The 17,851-nt window shown below is 70.6% G+C and carries 13 protein-coding genes; 6 read left to right on the forward strand and 7 right to left on the reverse strand.

Features of this window, described 5'->3' with window-relative positions; translation table 11 throughout:
- Positions 1 to 43: 43 nt before the first annotated feature.
- Positions 44 to 391 carry a 50S ribosomal protein L19 gene (gene rplS, locus VIP82_RS19725; RefSeq protein ID WP_179432961.1) on the reverse strand — a complete coding sequence of 116 codons (348 nt, stop codon included), beginning with the start codon at positions 389 to 391 and terminating at the stop codon, positions 44 to 46.
- Positions 392 to 559: 168 nt separating this feature from the next.
- Positions 560 to 1,054, reverse strand: a complete 495-nt coding sequence (locus tag VIP82_RS19730) for an MFS transporter permease (protein ID WP_331911756.1) — start codon at positions 1,052 to 1,054, stop codon at positions 560 to 562.
- 119 nt (positions 1,055 to 1,173) lie between these two features.
- Between VIP82_RS19730 and map the strand changes: the two genes are divergently transcribed.
- Complete coding sequence (gene map / locus VIP82_RS19735) at positions 1,174 to 1,956, forward strand: type I methionyl aminopeptidase (protein ID WP_331911758.1); 783 nt, start codon at positions 1,174 to 1,176, stop codon at positions 1,954 to 1,956.
- A gap of 2 nt (positions 1,957 to 1,958) precedes the next feature.
- On the opposite strand, the gene treZ is transcribed toward map, so the two are convergent.
- Genes treZ through glgX form a run of 3 tightly spaced genes read right to left on the reverse strand, consistent with a single transcriptional unit; the run spans position 1,959 to position 8,258 of the window.
- Positions 1,959 to 3,692 carry a malto-oligosyltrehalose trehalohydrolase gene (gene treZ / locus VIP82_RS19740; RefSeq protein WP_331911760.1) on the reverse strand — a complete coding sequence of 578 codons (1,734 nt, stop codon included), beginning with the start codon at positions 3,690 to 3,692 and terminating at the stop codon, positions 1,959 to 1,961.
- Positions 3,689 to 6,034 (reverse strand): malto-oligosyltrehalose synthase, encoded by a 2,346-nt coding sequence (gene treY, locus VIP82_RS19745; protein WP_331911762.1) that lies wholly within the window; start codon positions 6,032 to 6,034, stop codon positions 3,689 to 3,691. The genes treZ and treY overlap by 4 nt, the downstream gene beginning before the upstream one ends.
- A gap of 10 nt (positions 6,035 to 6,044) precedes the next feature.
- Positions 6,045 to 8,258: a glycogen debranching protein GlgX gene (gene glgX, locus VIP82_RS19750; protein ID WP_331911764.1), complete on the reverse strand. Its 2,214-nt coding sequence runs from the start codon at positions 8,256 to 8,258 to the stop codon at positions 6,045 to 6,047.
- Between the two features lie 312 nt (positions 8,259 to 8,570).
- Here glgX and nirB point away from each other — a divergent pair, with 312 nt between their 5' ends.
- The 4 genes from nirB to VIP82_RS19770 are packed head-to-tail and all read left to right on the forward strand — an operon-like array spanning position 8,571 to position 13,448.
- Entirely contained in the window at positions 8,571 to 11,150 is a 2,580-nt protein-coding gene (gene nirB / locus VIP82_RS19755) for a nitrite reductase large subunit NirB (RefSeq protein WP_331911766.1), read from the forward strand.
- On the forward strand, positions 11,147 to 11,545 hold the full coding sequence (nirD, locus tag VIP82_RS19760; protein ID WP_331911768.1) for a nitrite reductase small subunit NirD: 399 nt from the start codon (positions 11,147 to 11,149) through the stop codon (positions 11,543 to 11,545). Before nirB ends, nirD begins: the two co-directional genes overlap by 4 nt.
- A complete protein-coding gene (gene cobA / locus VIP82_RS19765; protein WP_331911770.1) occupies positions 11,542 to 12,315 on the forward strand; it encodes a uroporphyrinogen-III C-methyltransferase in 774 nt (257 codons plus the stop codon). The genes nirD and cobA overlap by 4 nt, the downstream gene beginning before the upstream one ends.
- Positions 12,312 to 13,448, forward strand: coding sequence for a uroporphyrinogen-III synthase (locus tag VIP82_RS19770; RefSeq protein WP_331911772.1), 1,137 nt, complete (start codon positions 12,312 to 12,314; stop codon positions 13,446 to 13,448). The genes cobA and VIP82_RS19770 overlap by 4 nt, the downstream gene beginning before the upstream one ends.
- 6 nt (positions 13,449 to 13,454) lie before the next feature.
- Here VIP82_RS19770 and trmD read toward each other — a convergent pair whose 3' ends face one another.
- On the reverse strand, positions 13,455 to 14,156 hold the full coding sequence (gene trmD / locus VIP82_RS19775; protein WP_331911774.1) for a tRNA (guanosine(37)-N1)-methyltransferase TrmD: 702 nt from the start codon (positions 14,154 to 14,156) through the stop codon (positions 13,455 to 13,457).
- A gap of 183 nt (positions 14,157 to 14,339) precedes the next feature.
- On the opposite strand from trmD, the gene VIP82_RS19780 reads away from it, so the two are divergent.
- Entirely contained in the window at positions 14,340 to 15,773 is a 1,434-nt protein-coding gene (locus tag VIP82_RS19780) for an MFS transporter (protein ID WP_331911776.1), read from the forward strand.
- Between the two features lie 221 nt (positions 15,774 to 15,994).
- Here VIP82_RS19780 and VIP82_RS19785 read toward each other — a convergent pair.
- Positions 15,995 to 17,851 (reverse strand): diflavin oxidoreductase (locus VIP82_RS19785; protein ID WP_331911778.1); only part of this gene is annotated, 1,857 nt, incomplete at its 5' end.

A 17,851-nucleotide genomic window follows, 5' to 3' on the forward strand; every position in this document is an offset into this window, starting at 1 on the left:
CGCAAGCGTCCGGGGCCTCGAGACAGCGCTGCAGGCAGCGGTGTCAGTTGTCGCGCTTCTCCTTGATCTTGGCCTTCTTGCCACGGAGGTTGCGCAGGTAGTAGAGCTTCGCGCGGCGCACGTCACCGCGGGTCACGACCTCGATGTGGTCGATGACCGGGGAGTGCACCGGGAAGGTGCGCTCGACGCCGACCTGGAAGCTGATCTTGCGGACCGTGAAGGTCTCGCGCACGCCGTCGCCCGAGCGGCCGATGACGACGCCCTGGAAGACCTGGATACGCGAGCGGTTGCCCTCGGTGATGTTGACGTGCACCTTCACGGTGTCGCCGGCGTTGAAGGCGGGGATGTCGGAGCGGAGTGAAGCCGCATCGACGGCGTCGAGGATCTGCATGATCGTCTCTCTCTGCGGCCGCCACAGGTCGACCGCGGGAAGTAAGGTGAAGGACTCGGTGTGCCGCAGGCCTCCGGCGTGACGCCGTTCAGCTGATTCCCCTGAGGCAGAACCGGTCAGGGCACAAACAGCCATTCTGCCATGGATGCCGCACCCGGCCAAACCGCGTCAGCTCGCGGGCGGCGTCTGCTTCTCAGAGATGATGAAGACCTCGCGTTCGGCGGCGTGCGGCTCGTCCGCCTGCGCCGGGATGTAGGCGACGCCGTCGGCTGTGCGCAGGACGAATCGCGACGGCCGAGCCTCGCTCCACAGCTGCCACAGCTCGAGCCAGAACAGCCCGACACCGGCAAGGATCGTGACGACCATCACCGGAGCCCACCACGCCTCGGCGAAGAAGCCGAGCGAGATCACGAGCAGGTGCCAGACGGTGAAACCGAGGACGTCCCACCACGAGACGGCACGATGAGCACGAACAGTCCCGCGCGCCCGCACCAGGAGGGTGAGGATCAGCTGCCAGACGAAGACGCCGGGGATCGCGAGGAACAGCACCCAGAGGAACGCCCATCCGCCCGCATTGAAGACGGCCCATCCGACGAAGAGCCACAGCGGCAGCAGGAAGGCCGCCGGAATGAGCCAGCCGAAGAACGCGCGACGCAGCCACATGCCTCCGATGCTACGCCGCAGATGCGGGTCATGGCGCGGTTCCGCGTGCCACGGGGCATCCTCCCAGCCCACCGGCGACGAGTCCGACAGAATGGAGGAGGACTGAGAGGAAGCTCCACATGATCGAGTTGCGCACCCCTGCCGAGATCGAGGCGATGAAGCCCGCCGGGCGATTCGTCGCCGAGACGCTCGCGACGCTGCGCGACGAGACCAAGGTGGGCACGAACCTCCTGGCGATCGACCGCCGTGCCCACGAGCTGATCCGCCGGGCCGGCGCCGAGTCGTGCTACATCGACTATCACCCCTCCTTCGGCGCCCGCCCCTTCGGCAAGGTCATCTGCACCTCGGTCAACGACGCCGTGCTGCACGGGCTGCCCTTCGACTACGCCCTCCGTGACGGAGATCTGGTGTCGCTCGACTTCGCCGTCTCCATCGACGGCTGGGTGGCCGATTCCGCGGTCTCCTTCGTCGTGGGCACACCGCGTGACGAGGATCTCGCGCTGATCGACACGACGGAGCGGGCGCTGGATGCCGCGATCGCGGCGGCGACGGTGGGCAACCGCATCGGCGACATCTCCGCGGCCATCGCCGCCGTCGCCCACGGCGACGGCTACTCGATCAACACGGACTTCGGCGGCCACGGCGTAGGTCGCGAGATGCACGGCGACCCGCACGTCGCCAACGACGGCAAGGCGGGGCGCGGCTACCCCCTGCGGGCAGGGCTCGTGCTCGCCCTCGAGCCGTGGTTCCTTCAGACCACCGACGAGCTCATCACCGACCCGGACGGCTGGACGCTGCGCTCGGCCGACGGATCGCGTGGCGCCCACTCGGAGCACACCGTCGCGATCACCGAGGAGGGGCCGATCGTGCTCTCGGACCGCTCGTGGCTCGGCGTCCGCTGAGCTCAGTCCACCTCGATCGCGACCACCAGCGCTGAGCGCGGCGGCAGCGCGAGCGTCTCCCCCTCCGCCGATGCTGCCGGATCGGTCGACAGCAGTATCCGTCGCGGGCCGCTCACCGGCAGGTGCAGGAGCCCGGTCGAGAAGTTCACGACGATCTCTGTTCCGCCGCGCTCGAGCCAGAACCAGCGTGCGCGGTCGTCGGCCGTGGCCGCGATGCGGCGGAAGTCGGGGTCGGTGAGTTCGGGGCGCTCCCGTCGCAGCGCGAGGAGCTCGCGGTAGAGAGCGAGCACCCGCGCGTGGGTGCCGGCAGCATTCTCCTCCCACCGCAGGATGGAGCGCCGGAACGTCTCGGGATCCTGCGGATCCGGCACGACGGACTCGTCCCAGCCCATGCGTGCGAACTCCGCCTTGCGTCCGCGGGCGGTGGCCGCGCCCAGCTCGGGTTCGGGGTGCGAGGTGAAGAACTGCCAGGGCGTGGAGGCCGCCCATTCCTCGCCCATGAACAGCATGGGCGTGAACGGTGCGAGCACCGTGAGGACCGCGGCGATCGCGAGACCGCCTTCGTCGAGCGTCTGCGAGAGGCGGTCGCCGGCCGCCCGATTGCCGATCTGATCGTGATCCTGCGAGAACGTGACCAGCCGCCAGGTGGGGAGGCGGGTGTCGATGGGATGGCCGTGCTGACGATCCCGGAACGAGGACCACGTGCCGTCGTGGAAGAAGCCGCGCGTGGCTGCCTTCGCCAGCGCGTCGAGGGAGGCGAAGTCGGCGTAGTAGCCGGTGGTCTCTCCGGTCACGGCCACGTGCAGAGCGTGGTGGTAGTCGTCGCTCCACTGCGCCGTGAGCCCGTAGCCGCCGGCCTCGCGCGCCGAGATCAGCCGCGCGTCGTTCAGGTCGGATTCCGCGATCAGCGTGAGCGGCCGGCCGAGGTGGGCGCTGAGCGCGTCGACGGACTCCGCGAGCTCCTGCAGGATGTGGACCGGCCCGTCGTCCTTCAGTGCGTGCACGGCGTCGAGCCGCAGGCCGTCGACGTGGTGGTCCCGCAGCCACATCAGCGCGTTCTCGACGATGTAGCGGCGCACCTCGGCCTCGTCGAGGTCGACGGAGGACCCCCAGGTGTTCGACTCCGCATCGCGCAGGTAGGGTCCGAACTCCGGCAGATAGTTGCCGCTCGGGCCGAGATGGTTGTACACGACGTCCTGGATCACGCCGAGCCCGACCGCATGGCACGCGTCGACGAAGCGCTGGTAGGCGGCCGGACCCCCGTACGGCTCGTGAACGGCGTACCAGAGCACGCCGTCGTAGCCCCAGTTGTGCACGCCGTTGAAGCCGTTGACCGGCAGCAGCTCGACGAAGTCGATGCCGAGCTCGACGAGGTGCCCGAGCCGCCGGGCGGCGGCATCCAGTGTCCCCTCGGGCGTGAAGGTGCCGACGTGCAGCTCGTAGACCACTCCCCCGGCGAGCTGCCGCCCCGTCCACGAGCCGTCATTCCACTCGTGCAGGCCGGGGTCGAAGACGGCGCTCAGCTCGTGCACGCCGCCAGGCTGGCGCCGTGATCGCGGATCGGGCCGTGCGACCGTCGCGTCGTCCAGGACGAAGCCGTACTCGTCGCCGTGCTCCAGCTCGACGGCAGCGCGCCACCAGCCCCCGCCCACGTGGGTCATCGGCGCGTCGGCTCCGCGGCCCGGCGCGCGGAGCGCCACCGTCGTCGCCCGCGGAGCCCAGACCTCGGGGATCATGACGGCTCCTCTGCGATCAGCAGCGCGACCGGATAGACGTCGAGCAGCTCCGCCATCGCGATGTGGCCTGTGAACGACCGCCCGGTGAGCACGTCGGTGGTCGGTCCGGCGTGCCGCAGCAGGACCGTGTCGCCCCACGGGGATCCGGTCGCCTCACCGCGCCGCGCCAGCCCGACCGGGCGGCGCGTCGCCACCGCCACCGCGCCGCCGCGGTCGGCCGCGATCGCGTGCTCGGCGGCGGAGCCGACCACCGTCATGGGCGTGTAGCGCGTGAACAGCTCGGGGTGCTCGCGGCGCAGCCGCAGGGCGCGGGAGGTGACGAGCAGCTTCGCCGCGCCGCTCCGGTCGACGATCGGCTGCTCGCCCCCGTCGATGCGCGCCAGCAGCCGGCGACGTTCCTCGAAGTCGACGGCCCTGCGGTTGTCGGGGTCTACGAGGCTCTGCTCCCACAGCTCGCTGCCCTGATAGACGTCGGGGACCCCCGGACCGGTGAGCTGGAGCAGCTTCGCCGACAGCGCGTTCGACCAGCCGGCGCCCTCGATCTCGGAGACGAAGCTCTCCAGGCGCGCCGCCGCTGCAGGGTCGTCGAAGGCAGTGTCGACCGCCGCGTGGAGGCGGCGCTCGAACGCCGGGTCGGGCTCCAGCCACGAGGTGGCCTCGCCGGCCTCGCGCGCCGCTTTCTCGGCGTACGCGTGCAGGCGCTCACGCGATGCCGGCCAGGCACCCACGATGGCCTGCCAGAGCAGGGCGTCGAAGGGTCCGTGGCCGGTGGAGGCGGCATCCGTCAGCTCCTCGAGCACCTCGCCCCACCGCTCGGGGATCTCGGAGAGCACCGCGAGCCGCGCGCGCACGTCTTCGCCGCGCTTGGTGTCGTGCGTCGACAGGGTCGTCATCGAGTGGGGCCAGGCGGCGTGCCGGGCGGCCTGGGCGGCGTGGAACTCGTCGACCGACAGCGCGAACACAGAGGGATCCGCGCCGACCTCGGTGAGCGTCCCGAGACGCGTCGTCCGGTAGAACGCCGTGTCTTCCACGCCCTTCGCCATCACCATGCCGCTGGTCTGCTGGAAGCGCAGAGCGGCGGGATGCCGCGGGTCGGCGAGCGCCGGCAGAATCGCGTCGAACGTCGGGGCCAGGTCGGGCCGGTGCGCGCGGGCGGCGGTTGCGGCCGCGTCCAGGTGGTCGCGGCCCGCCGGCAGATAGGACCGGTACACCGGGAAGCGCGCGAGCAGCTCGACGAGCGCGTCCTCGGTCACGGCATCGTCGGGCGCGCCGAGGTCACGGGCGAGCCGGCGCACTTCGGAGCGCAGGATCCCCTCCCCGATCGCCCGCTTCGTCGCTGCGATCGCCTCGGGCCACGGCAACGCGGCGGGGAGGTGCGAGCGCTCGCGCAGCCTGGCGTCGAGGGCGTCCAACGGCGCTTCGCCGGCGGCATCCACGAGCACCCGGTCGATCGCGGCGAGCGCCTCGTAGCCCGTCGTGCCGTCGGCGGCGAAGAACTGCGGCAACGCCTCGCCGTGCTCGAGGATCTTCTCCACGAGGACGTAGGCGCCGCCGGTGAGCGCGTTCAGGCGCTCCAAGTACTCCACCGGGGCACGCAGACCATCGGGGTGATCCACCCGCAGGCCGTCGACCAGGCCGTCGGCGAACCAGCTGCCGATCTCGCCGTGGCTCGCCTCGAACACCGCCGGGTCCTCGACTCTTACCGCGGCAAGACTCGAGACGCCGAAGAACCGGCGGTAGTTGAGGTCGGAGGCCTCTCGGCGCCACGACGTGAGCTCGTAGTGCTGGCGCGCGTGGACGGCCAGCACGTCGTCAGGGTCGGATTCGGCGCTCCCCGGCGCGAGCGGAAAACGGTGGTCGTAGTAGTGGAGCTCGCCGTCCACGACGCGAAGCGTGCCGGCCGCCGCAGCCTGCTCGACGTGTTCGCCGAGGACCGGCAGCCGCACCTTCCCGCCGGCGAAGTCCCAGTCGATGTCGAAGGTCTCAGCCCAGCGCGACTGGCGACCGTGCGTCAGCAGATCCCACCACCACGGGTTCTCCTCGGGGCGCGCGACGCCGACGTGGTTCGGGACGATGTCGACGAGGACGCCGCGGCCGGCCGCATGGAAGGCGTCGGCGGCACGCTCGAGCGCAGCCCTGCCGCCCCGCGAAGGGTCGACGGACGTCGGGTCGACGACATCGTAGCCGTGGTCGGATCCCGCGGAAGCGGTGAGCAGGGGCGAGAAGTACACCCAGTCGACGCCGAGATCGCTCAGGTAGCCGCGGAGCGCGACGGCATCATCGAGCGTGAACGACGGGCGGATCTGCAGACGATACGTGGAGGCGGGACGCGACGTCGGCATGGCTCTCCTCTCAGTGGCGGAGCTCTGGGCGCGGGGCGGCTGCGCGCACCTCGTCCGGTCCGATCGGAGTCGCGGCCGCGAGCGACGCCGCAACGGAGTGGTCGACCTCCGGCTCTGGCAGCTCGTGCTCTCGCAGCACCATGAGCGACCGGGGCGGCACTGCCAGCGTTGACCCCGGCTCGATCGGCTCGGTGTTGGCGTGAACCCCCGCGGTGTCGACGATGACGTCCCACTTCGGGCTGAACTCGACGGCCGGGATCAGGAAATCCACGGAGTCGTCTCCGGCATTGAAGAGCACGATGAAGTGGCGGTCCGAGATCGCTTCGCCCCGGCGGTCGCGCTCGCGGATGCCGCCTCCGTTGAGGAACACCGCGACGGCACGGCCGAAGCCCGAGCCCCAGTCCTCCGGCTGCATCTGCGAACCGTCGGGACGCGCCCACACGATGTCGGGGATCGGCGCTCCCTCTTCGCGCCGTACCGGGCGTCCATCGAAGAAGCGACGGCGACGGAACGTCGGATGCTCACGACGCAGCCGCGCCAGAGCAGCGGTGAACTCGAGGAGGGGCTGGTCGGGCGCCGACCAGTCGACCCACGTGATCTCGTTGTCCTGCGCGTAGCCGTTGTTGTTCCCGCTCTGGGTGCGGCCGAGCTCGTCACCGTGCAGCAGCATCGGAACGCCCTGCGACAGCATGAGCGTGGCGATGAAGTTCCGCTGCTGACGGGCACGCAGCGCGAGCACGTCCGGATCGTCCGTTGGCCCTTCGACGCCGCCGTTCCACGAGCGGTTGTCATCGGCGCCGTCGCGGTTGTCCTCGCCGTTGGCCTCGTTGTGCTTCTCGTTGTACGAGACGAGATCACGCAGGGTGAAGCCGTCATGCGCGGTGACGAAGTTGATGGATGCCACCGGCCGGCGCCCCGAGTGCTCGTAGAGGTCCGACGAGCCGGTGAGTCGCGAGGCGAACTCCCCGAGGGTCGCCGGCTCGCCCCGCCAGAAGTCGCGCACCGTGTCGCGGTACTTGCCGTTCCACTCCGTCCACTGCGGCGGGAAGTTGCCGACCTGGTAGCCGCCGGGGCCGACGTCCCACGGCTCGGCGATGAGCTTCACCTGCGACACCACCGGATCCTGCTGGACCAGCTCGAAGAAGGTGGATAGGCGGTCGACCTCGTAGAACTCGCGCGCGAGCGTGGATGCGAGATCGAAGCGGAAGCCGTCGACGTGCATCTCGAGCACCCAGTACCGCAGCGAGTCCATGATGAGCTGCAGCGTGTGCGGGTTGCCGGCATTGAGGCTGTTCCCGGTGCCGGTGTAGTCGGTGTAGTAGCGCTTGTCGTCGTCTTCGAGACGGTAGTACGCCTCGTTGTCGATGCCGCGCATCGACAACGTCGGGCCGAGGTGGTTCCCCTCGGCGGTGTGGTTGTACACGACGTCGAGGATCACCTCGATGCCCGCGGCGTGCAGGGTCTTGACCATGGCCTTGAACTCCTGCACCTGCTGGCCGCGCTGGCCGCTCGAGGAGTAGGTGTTCTGCGGTGCGAAGAACGAGATGGTGTTGTAGCCCCAGTAATTCGAGAGGCCCTTCTCCTCGAGCCCCGAGTCGTTGACGAACTGGTGGACCGGCATGAGCTCGATCGCCGTCACGCCGAGCTTCTCGAGGTGCTCGATGATCGCGGGGTGCGCGATCGCACTGTAGGTGCCGCGGATCTCCTCGGGAATCGCCGGATGCAGCTTCGTGAGCCCGCGCACGTGCGCCTCGTAGATGAACGACTCCGCGTACGGCGTCTTGGGCTGCCGGTCACCGGTCCAGTCGAAGTACGGATTCACGACGACGCCCATCATCTGGTGGGACGCGGAATCCTCGTCGTTGCGCGAGTCCGGCTCTCCGAAGTCGTAGCCGAACACGGCCTGCCCCCAGCGCACCTGGCCCTCCACCGCCTTGGCGTAGGGATCGAGCACCAGCTTGTTCGCATTGAACCGCTTGCCTGTCGCGGGGTCGTACTCTCCGTGGACCCGATAGCCGTAGCGCTGCCCCGGCTGGATGGAAGGCAGATAGCCGTGATGCACGAAGGCGTCGACGTCGACGAGGTCGACGCGGGTCTCGGTGCCGTCCTCGTCGAAGAGGCAGAGCTCGACGCGCTCGGCGCCCTCGCTGAAGAGCGCGAAGTTGGTGCCGCTGCCGTCGAACGTCGCCCCCAGCGGATACGGGGAACCGGGCCAGATCTGCATGCGACCTCCATTTCGGCGGGGCCTTCACCCTAGCGGGCGCGAGGGAACGGAGGCGCGGGGTGGCGCCGAGCGTCGGAGGCGCGGTATGCGCGCGGCGGGCCAGCCGTTCTCACACCCCTGCCGATCGGGCTGTGAGAGAAACGTTCGCTCAGGGTAACGGTGGGCGGTCGGGGGGTGAAACACCGCCCTCGTAGCGTCTGGATCACCGAGACCTTCGCCCCACAAGGAGGAGCCATGGCCCACCGGGAACGTGTCGACAGCCGGAAACATGACGCTGACGCTGCTGCAACATCAGCCGCGTACGGTGACGACATGAGCGACACCCCTGCCCTCGGCACCCACGTGGTGGTCGTCGGTGCGGGAATGGTCGCGCACCGATTCGTCGAGAGCCTGCTGAGCCGGGCCGGCGAGCAGTGGCACATCACGCTGATCGGCGAGGAGCAGCGCCACCCGTACGATCGGGTGGGGCTGACGGGCTTCTTCGCGGGAGCGTCCGCCGAGGATCTCGAGCTCGAGCGCGCGGTCCTCGAAGACAGCCGCGTGCGCTTCCTCCGCGGGGACGCCGTGACCCGCATCGATCGCTCGGCGCGCCGCGTGACCACCCGCAGCGGCACGAGCGTCGCCTACGACCGGCTCGTGCTCGCGACCGGCTCCTACGCCGCGCGGCTCGCCGTCGACGGCTTCGGCCTCGAGGGCTGCTTCGTCTACCGCACGCTCGACGACGTCGAGAAGCTCGAGGAGTTCGTGCAGCGACGTTCGGCAGAGCTCGGCCGGCCGCTCGTGGGCACCGTGATCGGCGGCGGCCTGCTCGGGCTCGAGGCGGCCGGTGCGCTGCAGGGGCTCGACGTCGCCTGCACCGTGGTGCAGTCCTCCGACCGCCTGATGTCGGCCCAGCTGGATCTGCCCGGCGGCAACGCGCTCCGCCGGCTCATCGAATCGCGCGGCATCGCCGTCAAGACCCAGACGGTGACGACCCGACTGGACCCTGATCGATCGGGCCAGGTGACCGGCCTCGAGTTCCGCGACGGCTCATATGAGCGCACCGACGTCGTGGTGTTCACGGTCGGCGTACGGCCGCGCGACGAACTGGCCCGCACGGCGGGCCTCGACGTGCACGAGCGCGGCGGCGTGCTGATCGACGACGGGTGTCAGACCTCCGACCCGCGTGTGCTCGCGATCGGCGAGGTCGCCAACTTCGACGGCATGTGCGTGGGACTGGTCGCCCCCGGCTACGCGATGGCGGAGGTCGCGGCGACACGTCTGCTCGGCGGCGAGGCGTCCTTCCCCGGCTACGACCTGTCGACGAAGCTCAAGCTGTCGGGCGTCGATGTCGCGAGCTTCGGCGACGCCTTCGCCGAGACCCCCGGCGCCCTCGACGTGACGTACGCCGACCCCGTGGCCGGCGTCTACAAGAAACTCGTGCTCTCGGACGACGCCAAGACCCTGCTCGGCGGCATCCTCGTCGGCGACGCCTCGGCCTACGGCTCGCTGCGTCCCCTCGTCGGCGGTGCGCTCGGTGGCGACCCGGCCGCCTACCTCATGCCCGAGGGCGGCGTCGCGGCTCCCACCGGCGATCTCCCCGACGACGCGCTCGTGTGCTCGTGCAACAGCGTCACCGCCGGCCGGATCCGCCACGCGGTCCACGAGGAGGGTTGCACCGACGTCGCCGGCATCAAGGCGTGCACGAAGGCGGGAGCCGCCTGCGGCTCGTGCGTGATGATGGTCAAGAAGATCGTCGGCACCGAGCTCGCGAAGACCGGTGCGGCGCTGAGCAACGCCATCTGCGAGCACTTCGACATGTCGCGCCGCCAGCTGTTCGACGCGGTCCGCGTGTCGGGGCTCACCACCTTCAGCGCCGTGATCGAGCGCTTCGGCACCGGCCGCGGCTGCGACATCTGCAAGCCCGCGCTCGCGAGCATCCTCTCGACGCTGGTGCGCGGACACGTCCTCGACGGCGAGAACGCGACGCTGCAGGACACCAACGACCACGTGATGGCCAACCTGCAGAAGGACGGCAGCTACTCGGTGGTCCCCCGCATCCCGGGTGGAGAGATCACCCCCGAGGGACTCGTCGTGATCGGCGAGGTCGCAAAGGACTTCGGGCTGTACACCAAGATCACCGGCGGGCAGCGCATCGACATGTTCGGCGCCCGCCTCGAGCAGCTGCCCGACATCTGGCAGCGCCTCGTCGAGGCGGGTTTCGAGTCCGGCCACGCCTACGGCAAGTCGCTGCGCACGGTGAAGTCGTGCGTCGGATCCACGTGGTGCCGGTACGGCGTGCAGGACTCGGTCGGCATGGCCGTGCAGCTGGAGCTGCGCTACCGCGGCCTGCGCTCGCCGCACAAGATCAAGCTGGGCGTCTCGGGCTGCGCCCGCGAGTGCGCCGAGGCGCGCGGCAAGGACGTCGGAGTCATCGCGACCGAGGCGGGCTGGAACATGTACGTCGGCGGCAACGGCGGCTTCACGCCGCGCCACGCGGTGCTGCTGGCCGAGGGGCTCAGCGACGAAGAGCTCCTCACTGCGATCGACCGCTTCCTGATGTACTACATCTTCACCGCCGACCGCCTGCAGCGGACCGCGCCGTGGTTCGAGGATCTGGACGGCGGCATCGAGGGACTCCGCGCCGTGATCTTCGACGACAGCCTGGGCATCTGCGCCGACCTCGACGCCGCCATGGCCGCGCACGTGGACTCCTACGAGGACGAGTGGAAGGCCACGCTCGAGGATCCCGAGAAGCTGCGTCGATTCGCCTCCTTCGTGAACGCGCCGACGACCCCCGACCCCTCGCTCGCCTACACGGCCGAGCGCGGACAGCCCCGACCCGCGACCGAGGACGAGCGCACCGACTCGCGTGTGCTCATCGCCGGAACGACACTGGAGGTGCGCCGATGACGCTCGTCGACCCGCAGACGGCCGAGTACGCCGCTCCCGACGGCTGGGTGCGCGTGTGCGCCCTGGACGATCTCGAGGTGGAGCGCGGCAGGGCCGCCCTCCTGGGCGGCACCCAGATCGCCCTGTTCCTCCTCCACGGACCGGACGGGTCGGGCGGCCGCGTGCACGCGGTGTCGAACCTCGACCCGTACAGCCACGCCCACGTCATCTCGCGCGGCATCGTCGGAACACGGCAGGACGTCCCCACGGTCGCGTCCCCCATGTACAAGCAGGTCTTCGACCTGCGGACGGGCGTGTGCCTCGACACCCAGGGCAAGGAGCCCCTGAACCTCCATGTCTGGCCCGTCGCAGTCGACGACGGACACGTGCTCGTCCGCTGGGAAGGCGAGAAATGACCGGGCGGGGAGAGAACACTGTCGGGCGCGTCGACCTCATCGGCGGCGGTCCGGGGCCGATCGACCTGCTCACCCTGCGGGCGTGGCGTCTGCTGCAGCGCGCGGACGTCGTCGTGATGGACCGGCTCGGTCCGACCGACATCCGCGACCACGTCGGGCCGGGCGTCGAGGTGATCGATGTCGGCAAGCACCCGGGGCACCACCCGGTGCCGCAGGAAGACATCAACGACCTCCTGGTCGCCCGCGCGCGCGACGGCAAGCGCGTGGTGCGCCTCAAGGGCGGCGATCCGTTCGTCTTCGGCCGCGGCGGCGAAGAGGTCGCGGCCTGCCTGGCGGCGGGTATCCCCGTCGACGTGGTGCCCGGAATCTCGAGCGCCATCGCGGTGCCGCAGGCCGCCGGCATCCCGGTCACGCATCGCGGCGTCGCCGGTGCCGTCCACATCGTCAACGGGCCGTCCGAGGTCACCGACGCGACGCTCGCGGCGCTCCGCGACGACAGCGTGACCACCGTGATCCTGATGGGCGTCGGCGCGCTGCCCCGCATCGTCTCCGACGCGCTGCACGCCGGAGTGCCGGCCGACCGCCCGGTGGCGATCGTCGAGCGCGGACACCACCGCGATCAGCGGACGACTCGCAGTACGCTGGGCTCGGTGGTGTTGGACGCCGGTCGTGCCGGTGTGCGAAACCCCGCCGTCATCGTCGTGGGCGACGTCGCCCGTGCCGGGCTGCTGCAGCCCGAACACCAGCTGGCAGGTGACACCGTCCGTTGAGCTCCACCACCCGCCCCACCCTGTCGGCCGCACTCGACGGCTGCACGATCGTGATCGCGGTCGACCGTCGGTCGTCCGAGCTCGCCGCTGCCCTCGAGCGCCACGGCGCGCAGGTCCGCCACGCGCCCGCGCTCACGATCGTGCCGCACATCGACGACGACGCCCTGATCGCGGCCACGCGAGAGCTCATCGCACGTCAGCCCGACGTGGTGGTAGCGACCACCGGCGTGGGCTTTCGCGGCTGGATGGAGGCGGCCGACGAGGCCGGGCTCCTCGACGACCTCCACGCGGCGCTCACTCGCGCGCAGATCGTCGCCCGCGGCCCCAAGGCCCGTGGCGCGATCCAGCAGGCGGGACTGACCGCCGACTGGGTGGCGGAGTCGGAGACGTCCGTGGAGCTCGGCGAGTTCCTCCTCGCCGAGGGAGTCGCCGGCAGGCGCGTCGCCGTGCAGCACCACGGCTCCGGCGCCGACGGCCTCGACGAGCTGTTCACGCGTGCCGGCGCCGACGTGGTGAGCCTCACCGTGTACCGCTGGGGCCCGCCGCCGGATCCCGTTGCCGTCTCCCGCTCGGTCGTCGCGGCCGCGGCGGGCGAGGTCGACGCCGTCCTCTTCACCTCCGCGCCGGGCGCCGCCGAGTGGATCACCGCGGCACGCCAGGAAGGCGTGCTCGAGGCGATCGTGGAGCGCGAGAACGAGCGGCGCGTGCTCATGGCTGCCGTGGGGCCGATCACCGCAGGTCCGCTGCAGGATGCGGGCCTCCATCCGCTCATCGCAGAGCGCGGCCGCCTCGGCTCTCTCGTACGCGCCGTCGTGACGCATTTCGGCGGCGGCGGCGCGGCATCCCTCCCGACATCCGCCGGCCGGCTCGAGCTGCGCAGCGGCGGGATCGTGCTGGACGGCCGGCACATCGCGCTCTCACGGAGCGCCACCGACATCGTCGCCGCCCTGTTCGACGCACAGGGCGGGGTGGTCTCACGTCCCCGCCTGCAGGCGGCACTTCCCCGGTCGGGAGAGAACACCCATGCGGTGGAGATGGCCGTCGCACGGCTGCGCGAGGCGCTCGGCGTTCCCGACCTGGTGAAGACGGTCGTCAAGCGCGGCTACCGGCTCAACGTGATCGAACCCGCCTGAGCCGTGTCAGGGCGCCGACTCGGGCTCGGGCTCCCGCAGCAGATCGGGGCGGTGCGCCCGGGTGCGTTCGAGGCTCTGCTCGCGCCGCCAGGCGGCGATCGCCCCGTGGTTGCCGCTGAGCAGCACCGGCGGAACCTCCAGGCCCCGCCATTCGGCCGGCTTGGTGTAGCTCGGATACTCGAGCAGGCCCAGCTCGTGCGACTCCTCCACGAGGCTCTCGGGGTTTCCGACGACCCCGGGGATGAGGCGCGACACGGCCTCGATGACCGCCATCGCGGCCACCTCGCCGCCGTTGAGCACGTAGTCCCCGAGGCTGACGAGCCGCACGCGCCCGCGCGCGGCGTAGTGATCCACGACTCGCTGGTCGATCCCCTCGTAGCGTCCGCAGGCGAAGACGAGGTGCTTCTCCTCGGCCAGCTCCCGCGCCATCGGCTGCGAGAACAGCTCTCCGGCGGGCGAGGGCACCAGAAGCACGGCATCGTCGCTCAGCAGCTCGTCGAGCGCCTCGCCCCACGGCTCCGGCTTCATCACCATGCCGGCGCCGCCGCCGTACGGGGTGTCGTCGACGGTGCGGTGGCGGTCGTGCGTCCAGTCACGCAGATCGTGGACGTGCATGTCGAGGATGCCGCGGTCACGGGCCTTTCCGATCAGCGAGACCCCGAGCACGTCGAAGAACGTCGGGAAGATCGTGACGATGTCGACGCGCATGCCTCCGAGTCTAGGAGGCCGCCGTGTTTCCGATGTGTGACGGCCCGTCCACCTCGACACGGCGCCAGCGGTGACGCAGAAGTGATCGAGAAGTAACCGCACGGGCTGACGGGCGGAAACACCGCCTTCCTAACGTGGAGACACACTCACCCCCACGTGTTTGCTCACCCTCAGGGAGGCGCCATGACCACGACCGATTCGCCGTCGTTGACGGATACCGCATCACCGCCCCGCACCACCTCGCCGGCCGATGCGCCGGTCGCCCTCGCTCATCGCCCCGGGCGCTGGATCGACGGGTGGAACGCCGAGAACGCGACGTTCTGGCTCGGAGAGGGTCGCGCCATCGCGCGGCGCAACCTCGGCTGGTCGATCTTCGCCGAGTTCCTCGGCTTCATCATCTGGCAGCTGTGGAGCATCGTCGTCGTGATGCTCCCGGCGGCGGGCTTCGAGCTCACGAGCTCTGAGTCGTTCTGGCTCATCTCGCTGCCCAGCCTCGTCGGCGCGACCCTGCGCTTCCCCTACACGTTCATGGTCGCGATCTTCGGCGGCCGCAACTGGACGATCGTGTCGGCAGGCCTCCTGCTGATCCCGGCCGTGCTGCTCGGCATCGTCGTCGGCAATCCCGACACGCCGTTCGGCGTGCTGCTGCTCGTGGCCGCGCTCGGCGGTGTCGGCGGCGGCAACTTCGCGAGCTCGATGGCGAACATCACCTACTTCTTCCCGCAGAAGGAGAAGGGCTGGGCGCTCGGCCTCAACGCCGCGGGCGGCAACCTCGGCACGTCCGTCGCGCAGTTCGCGGTCCCGATCGCGGTGACCATCGGCGCCGGTGCGACCCTCAACATCTCGCTCGCCGGATGGATGTGGATCCCGCTGATCCTGGTGGCGATGTTCGGGGCGTGGCGCTACATGGACAACCTGTCGTCGGCGAAGGCCGACTTCGGCAGCTCCGCCGCGGCCCTGCGCGAACCGCACCTGTGGATCATGGCCGTGCTCTACATCGGCACGTTCGGCTCGTTCATCGGCTTCGCGAGCGTGTTCCCCAAGCTCATCGCCGACCAGTTCCCGGAGTTCTCGACCATCCAGGTCGGGCAGGCCGCCGTCTCGCTGGCGTTCCTCGGCGCGCTCGTCGGCTCGCTCGCCCGTCCCTACGGCGGCCGTCTCGCCGACCGTTTCGGCGGCGCGCGGGTCACCGTGTGCGCCTTCTCAGTGATGGCGCTCGGCGCGCTCACGCTCGTCTGGACGCTGCCGCTGGGCAACTTCGCGGTGTTCCTCGCGTGCTTCCTGGTGCTCTTCGCCGCGACCGGAATGGGCAACGGCTCCACCTACCGCATGATCCCGAGCATCTTCGCCGCCCGTACGATCGCCAAGGGCTTCTCGGCGGGCACGCCTGAAGCCGTCAAGATGCAGCGCAAGTCGGCCGCGGCCCTCGGGCTCATCTCGGCGATCGGTGCGTACGGCGGCTTCCTGGTGCCTCAGGTGCTGAACGCGTCGCAGCTGGCCACCGGCGGCTACTCGGCCGCGTTCGTCGGCTTCGTCGCCGCCTACGTGGGGCTGCTCCTGCTGACCCTGTTCGTCTACGTCATCCCGCGCCCGTCGCTGGCGAAGCAGCGCATCTGAACGCACGTCGTCACCGGAAGAGCGGATGCCTCGAGTCGAGGCATCCGCTCTTCTGTGTGTGGCACGGAGGCCGAGCGGCGCTGACGTGGTTGGTGCCGGAGGGTCGCGGTCAGGGAGCCCGGACGGGACGCCGGTACGCGTGCGCACCGGTGTGACGACGGCGCACCAGTACCCGTCGCCGTCGACGCCGCGAGGCGCGTCAGCGCCCTGACGACGGCGTGTCAGTACACGTCGCGGACGTAGCGCTCGTCGGCGGCGAGCGTGCGCGTGTACTCCGCCGCAGCCTCCTCCGAGAGCTTGCCGTGCTGCTGCGCGATGGCGACGAGGGTCGCGTCGACGTCCTTGGCCATGCGCGTCGCGTCGCCGCACACGTAGACGTGCGCGCCTTCCTCGAGCCAGCGCCACAGCCGCGCACCGTGCTCGATCATGCGGTCCTGCACGTAGATCTTCTGCCGCTGGTCGCGTGAGAAGGCGAGGTCGAGGCGTGTGAGGAAGCCGTCCTCGCGCATCTCCTCGAGCTCCTCACGGTAGTAGAAGTCCGTCGCGGCGTGCTGCTCCCCGAAGAAGAGCCAGTTGCGGCCGGTGTGCCCGTCTGCCCGGCGATCGTGGAGGAACCCGCGGAACGGCGCGATGCCGGTGCCCGGGCCGATCATGATCATCGGGGCGTCGCCGGCGGCGGGCGGCCGGAAGGCCGGTGATCGCTGCAGGTAGACAGGAGCCGAGGCCGCATCGCCGTCGGCGAGGAACGTCGAGCACACGCCACCGCGCGCGCGGCCAGATTCCGTCTCGAAGCGCACGACCGAGACCGTCAGCTCGACGATGTCGGGGTCGCTCTTCGGACTCGACGAGATCGAATACTGCCGCGGCTGCAGCCGCTTGAGCACGCCGACCCAGTCGGCGGCGGTGGCCGTCACTGGGAAGTCGCGCACGAGGTCGACCGCCTGCTGGCTCCACAGGAACTGCTCGAGACGCCCCTTGTTCTCGCGCCTGAGCAGCGCCGACAGGGTGCCGTCGCCACTGCGCTCCGCGATGAACCGGACCAGGTCGAGGGGGGTCTTGGTGATGTCGAGTCGCGTGCGCAAGGCGTCGACGAACGTGCGCTCCTGACCGTCGAGTTCGACGATCGTGTGCGGCGCGATCCCGGTGGCCTCGAGCCACTCCGCGACGACACCGGGCGAGTTGGCGCAGACCACACCGAGCGAATCGCCGGCCTCGTACCGCGCGCCCGTGTCGGCGAGGTCGAACGCGATGCGCCGCACCTCCTTCTGGGAGCCCGGGCCGCTGAGCAGGTCGTTGCGCACCAGCGTCGCGCCCACCGGGTTCGAACGGCTGAAGAATCGGCGTGCGGGCGGCGCCTGGAGCCCGAGTGCTCCACCGCCGCCGAACGACGCGGCGTCCGCGCCCTCGGCCGCCAGAGTCTCGAGGATCTGGGCCAGCCACGCCGCGCGCGGCTCGTCGGCATCCGGTTCCAGGTCGACGCGCTCGAGGAGAGCCGTCGCGCCGAGCTCGCCGAGTCGCGCATCGAGACGGCGCCCGTGGCCGCAGAAGTCGTCGTAGTTCGAGTCGCCGAGCGCGAGCACCGCGTAGCGCAGCCCCGACAGCTCGGGGGCGCCGTCGGCGTTCAGCTCGTGCCAGAGCGCCGCCGCGTTGTCGGGCGGGCCGCCGTCGCCGAACGTCGACGTGACGACGAGCAGCCGGCGCACGGCGGTCAGATCCGACGCGCGCAGCTCCGCCATGCTCCGGGCACGCGCCGGGATGCCGCGCGCGCCGAGCGCCGCGGTCGCCGCGGTCGCGAACTCCTCGGCATTGCCGGTCTGCGAGCCCCACAGCACCACGACCTCGTCCTGGGCAGCGACCGCCGGCATCCCGCCGCCCCCGACGGTGGTGCGCGAGAAGGCGCCGGCGAGCACGCCGTCGAACCACGCTCGCGCACGCGCACCGAGGGGCGCCTCGACGGGCAGCACCGGAACCTCGCCGGGCGCGAGCACCGCCGAGCGCACCGTCGACAGGAAGCCCGCGAGATAGGCGCCTTCGAGGTCGTTGAGCGCCGGCGGCGCGAGGTCGACGCCCGCGGCGGC

The sequence above is a fragment of the Microbacterium sp. genome, from assembly GCF_036566905.1.
GTDB lineage: Bacteria > Actinomycetota > Actinomycetes > Actinomycetales > Microbacteriaceae > Microbacterium.

Bases quoted from the DNA above. Each gene is read 5' to 3' on its own strand.
- cobA (WP_331911770.1), top strand. From the start codon at position 11,542: ATGACCGGGCGGGGAGAGAACACTGTCGGGCGCGTCGACCTCATCGGC.
- rplS (WP_179432961.1), bottom strand. From the start codon at position 391: ATGCAGATCCTCGACGCCGTCGATGCGGCTTCACTCCGCTCCGACATC.
- nirB (WP_331911766.1), top strand. From the start codon at position 8,571: ATGAGCGACACCCCTGCCCTCGGCACCCACGTGGTGGTCGTCGGTGCG.
- nirD (WP_331911768.1), top strand. From the start codon at position 11,147: ATGACGCTCGTCGACCCGCAGACGGCCGAGTACGCCGCTCCCGACGGC.
- treY (WP_331911762.1), bottom strand. From the start codon at position 6,034: ATGCCGACGTCGCGTCCCGCCTCCACGTATCGTCTGCAGATCCGCCCG.
- VIP82_RS19780 (WP_331911776.1), top strand. From the start codon at position 14,340: ATGACCACGACCGATTCGCCGTCGTTGACGGATACCGCATCACCGCCC.
- glgX (WP_331911764.1), bottom strand. From the start codon at position 8,258: ATGCAGATCTGGCCCGGTTCCCCGTATCCGCTGGGGGCGACGTTCGAC.
- trmD (WP_331911774.1), bottom strand. From the start codon at position 14,156: ATGCGCGTCGACATCGTCACGATCTTCCCGACGTTCTTCGACGTGCTC.
- map (WP_331911758.1), top strand. From the start codon at position 1,174: ATGATCGAGTTGCGCACCCCTGCCGAGATCGAGGCGATGAAGCCCGCC.
- treZ (WP_331911760.1), bottom strand. From the start codon at position 3,692: ATGATCCCCGAGGTCTGGGCTCCGCGGGCGACGACGGTGGCGCTCCGC.
- VIP82_RS19730 (WP_331911756.1), bottom strand. From the start codon at position 1,054: ATGTGGCTGCGTCGCGCGTTCTTCGGCTGGCTCATTCCGGCGGCCTTC.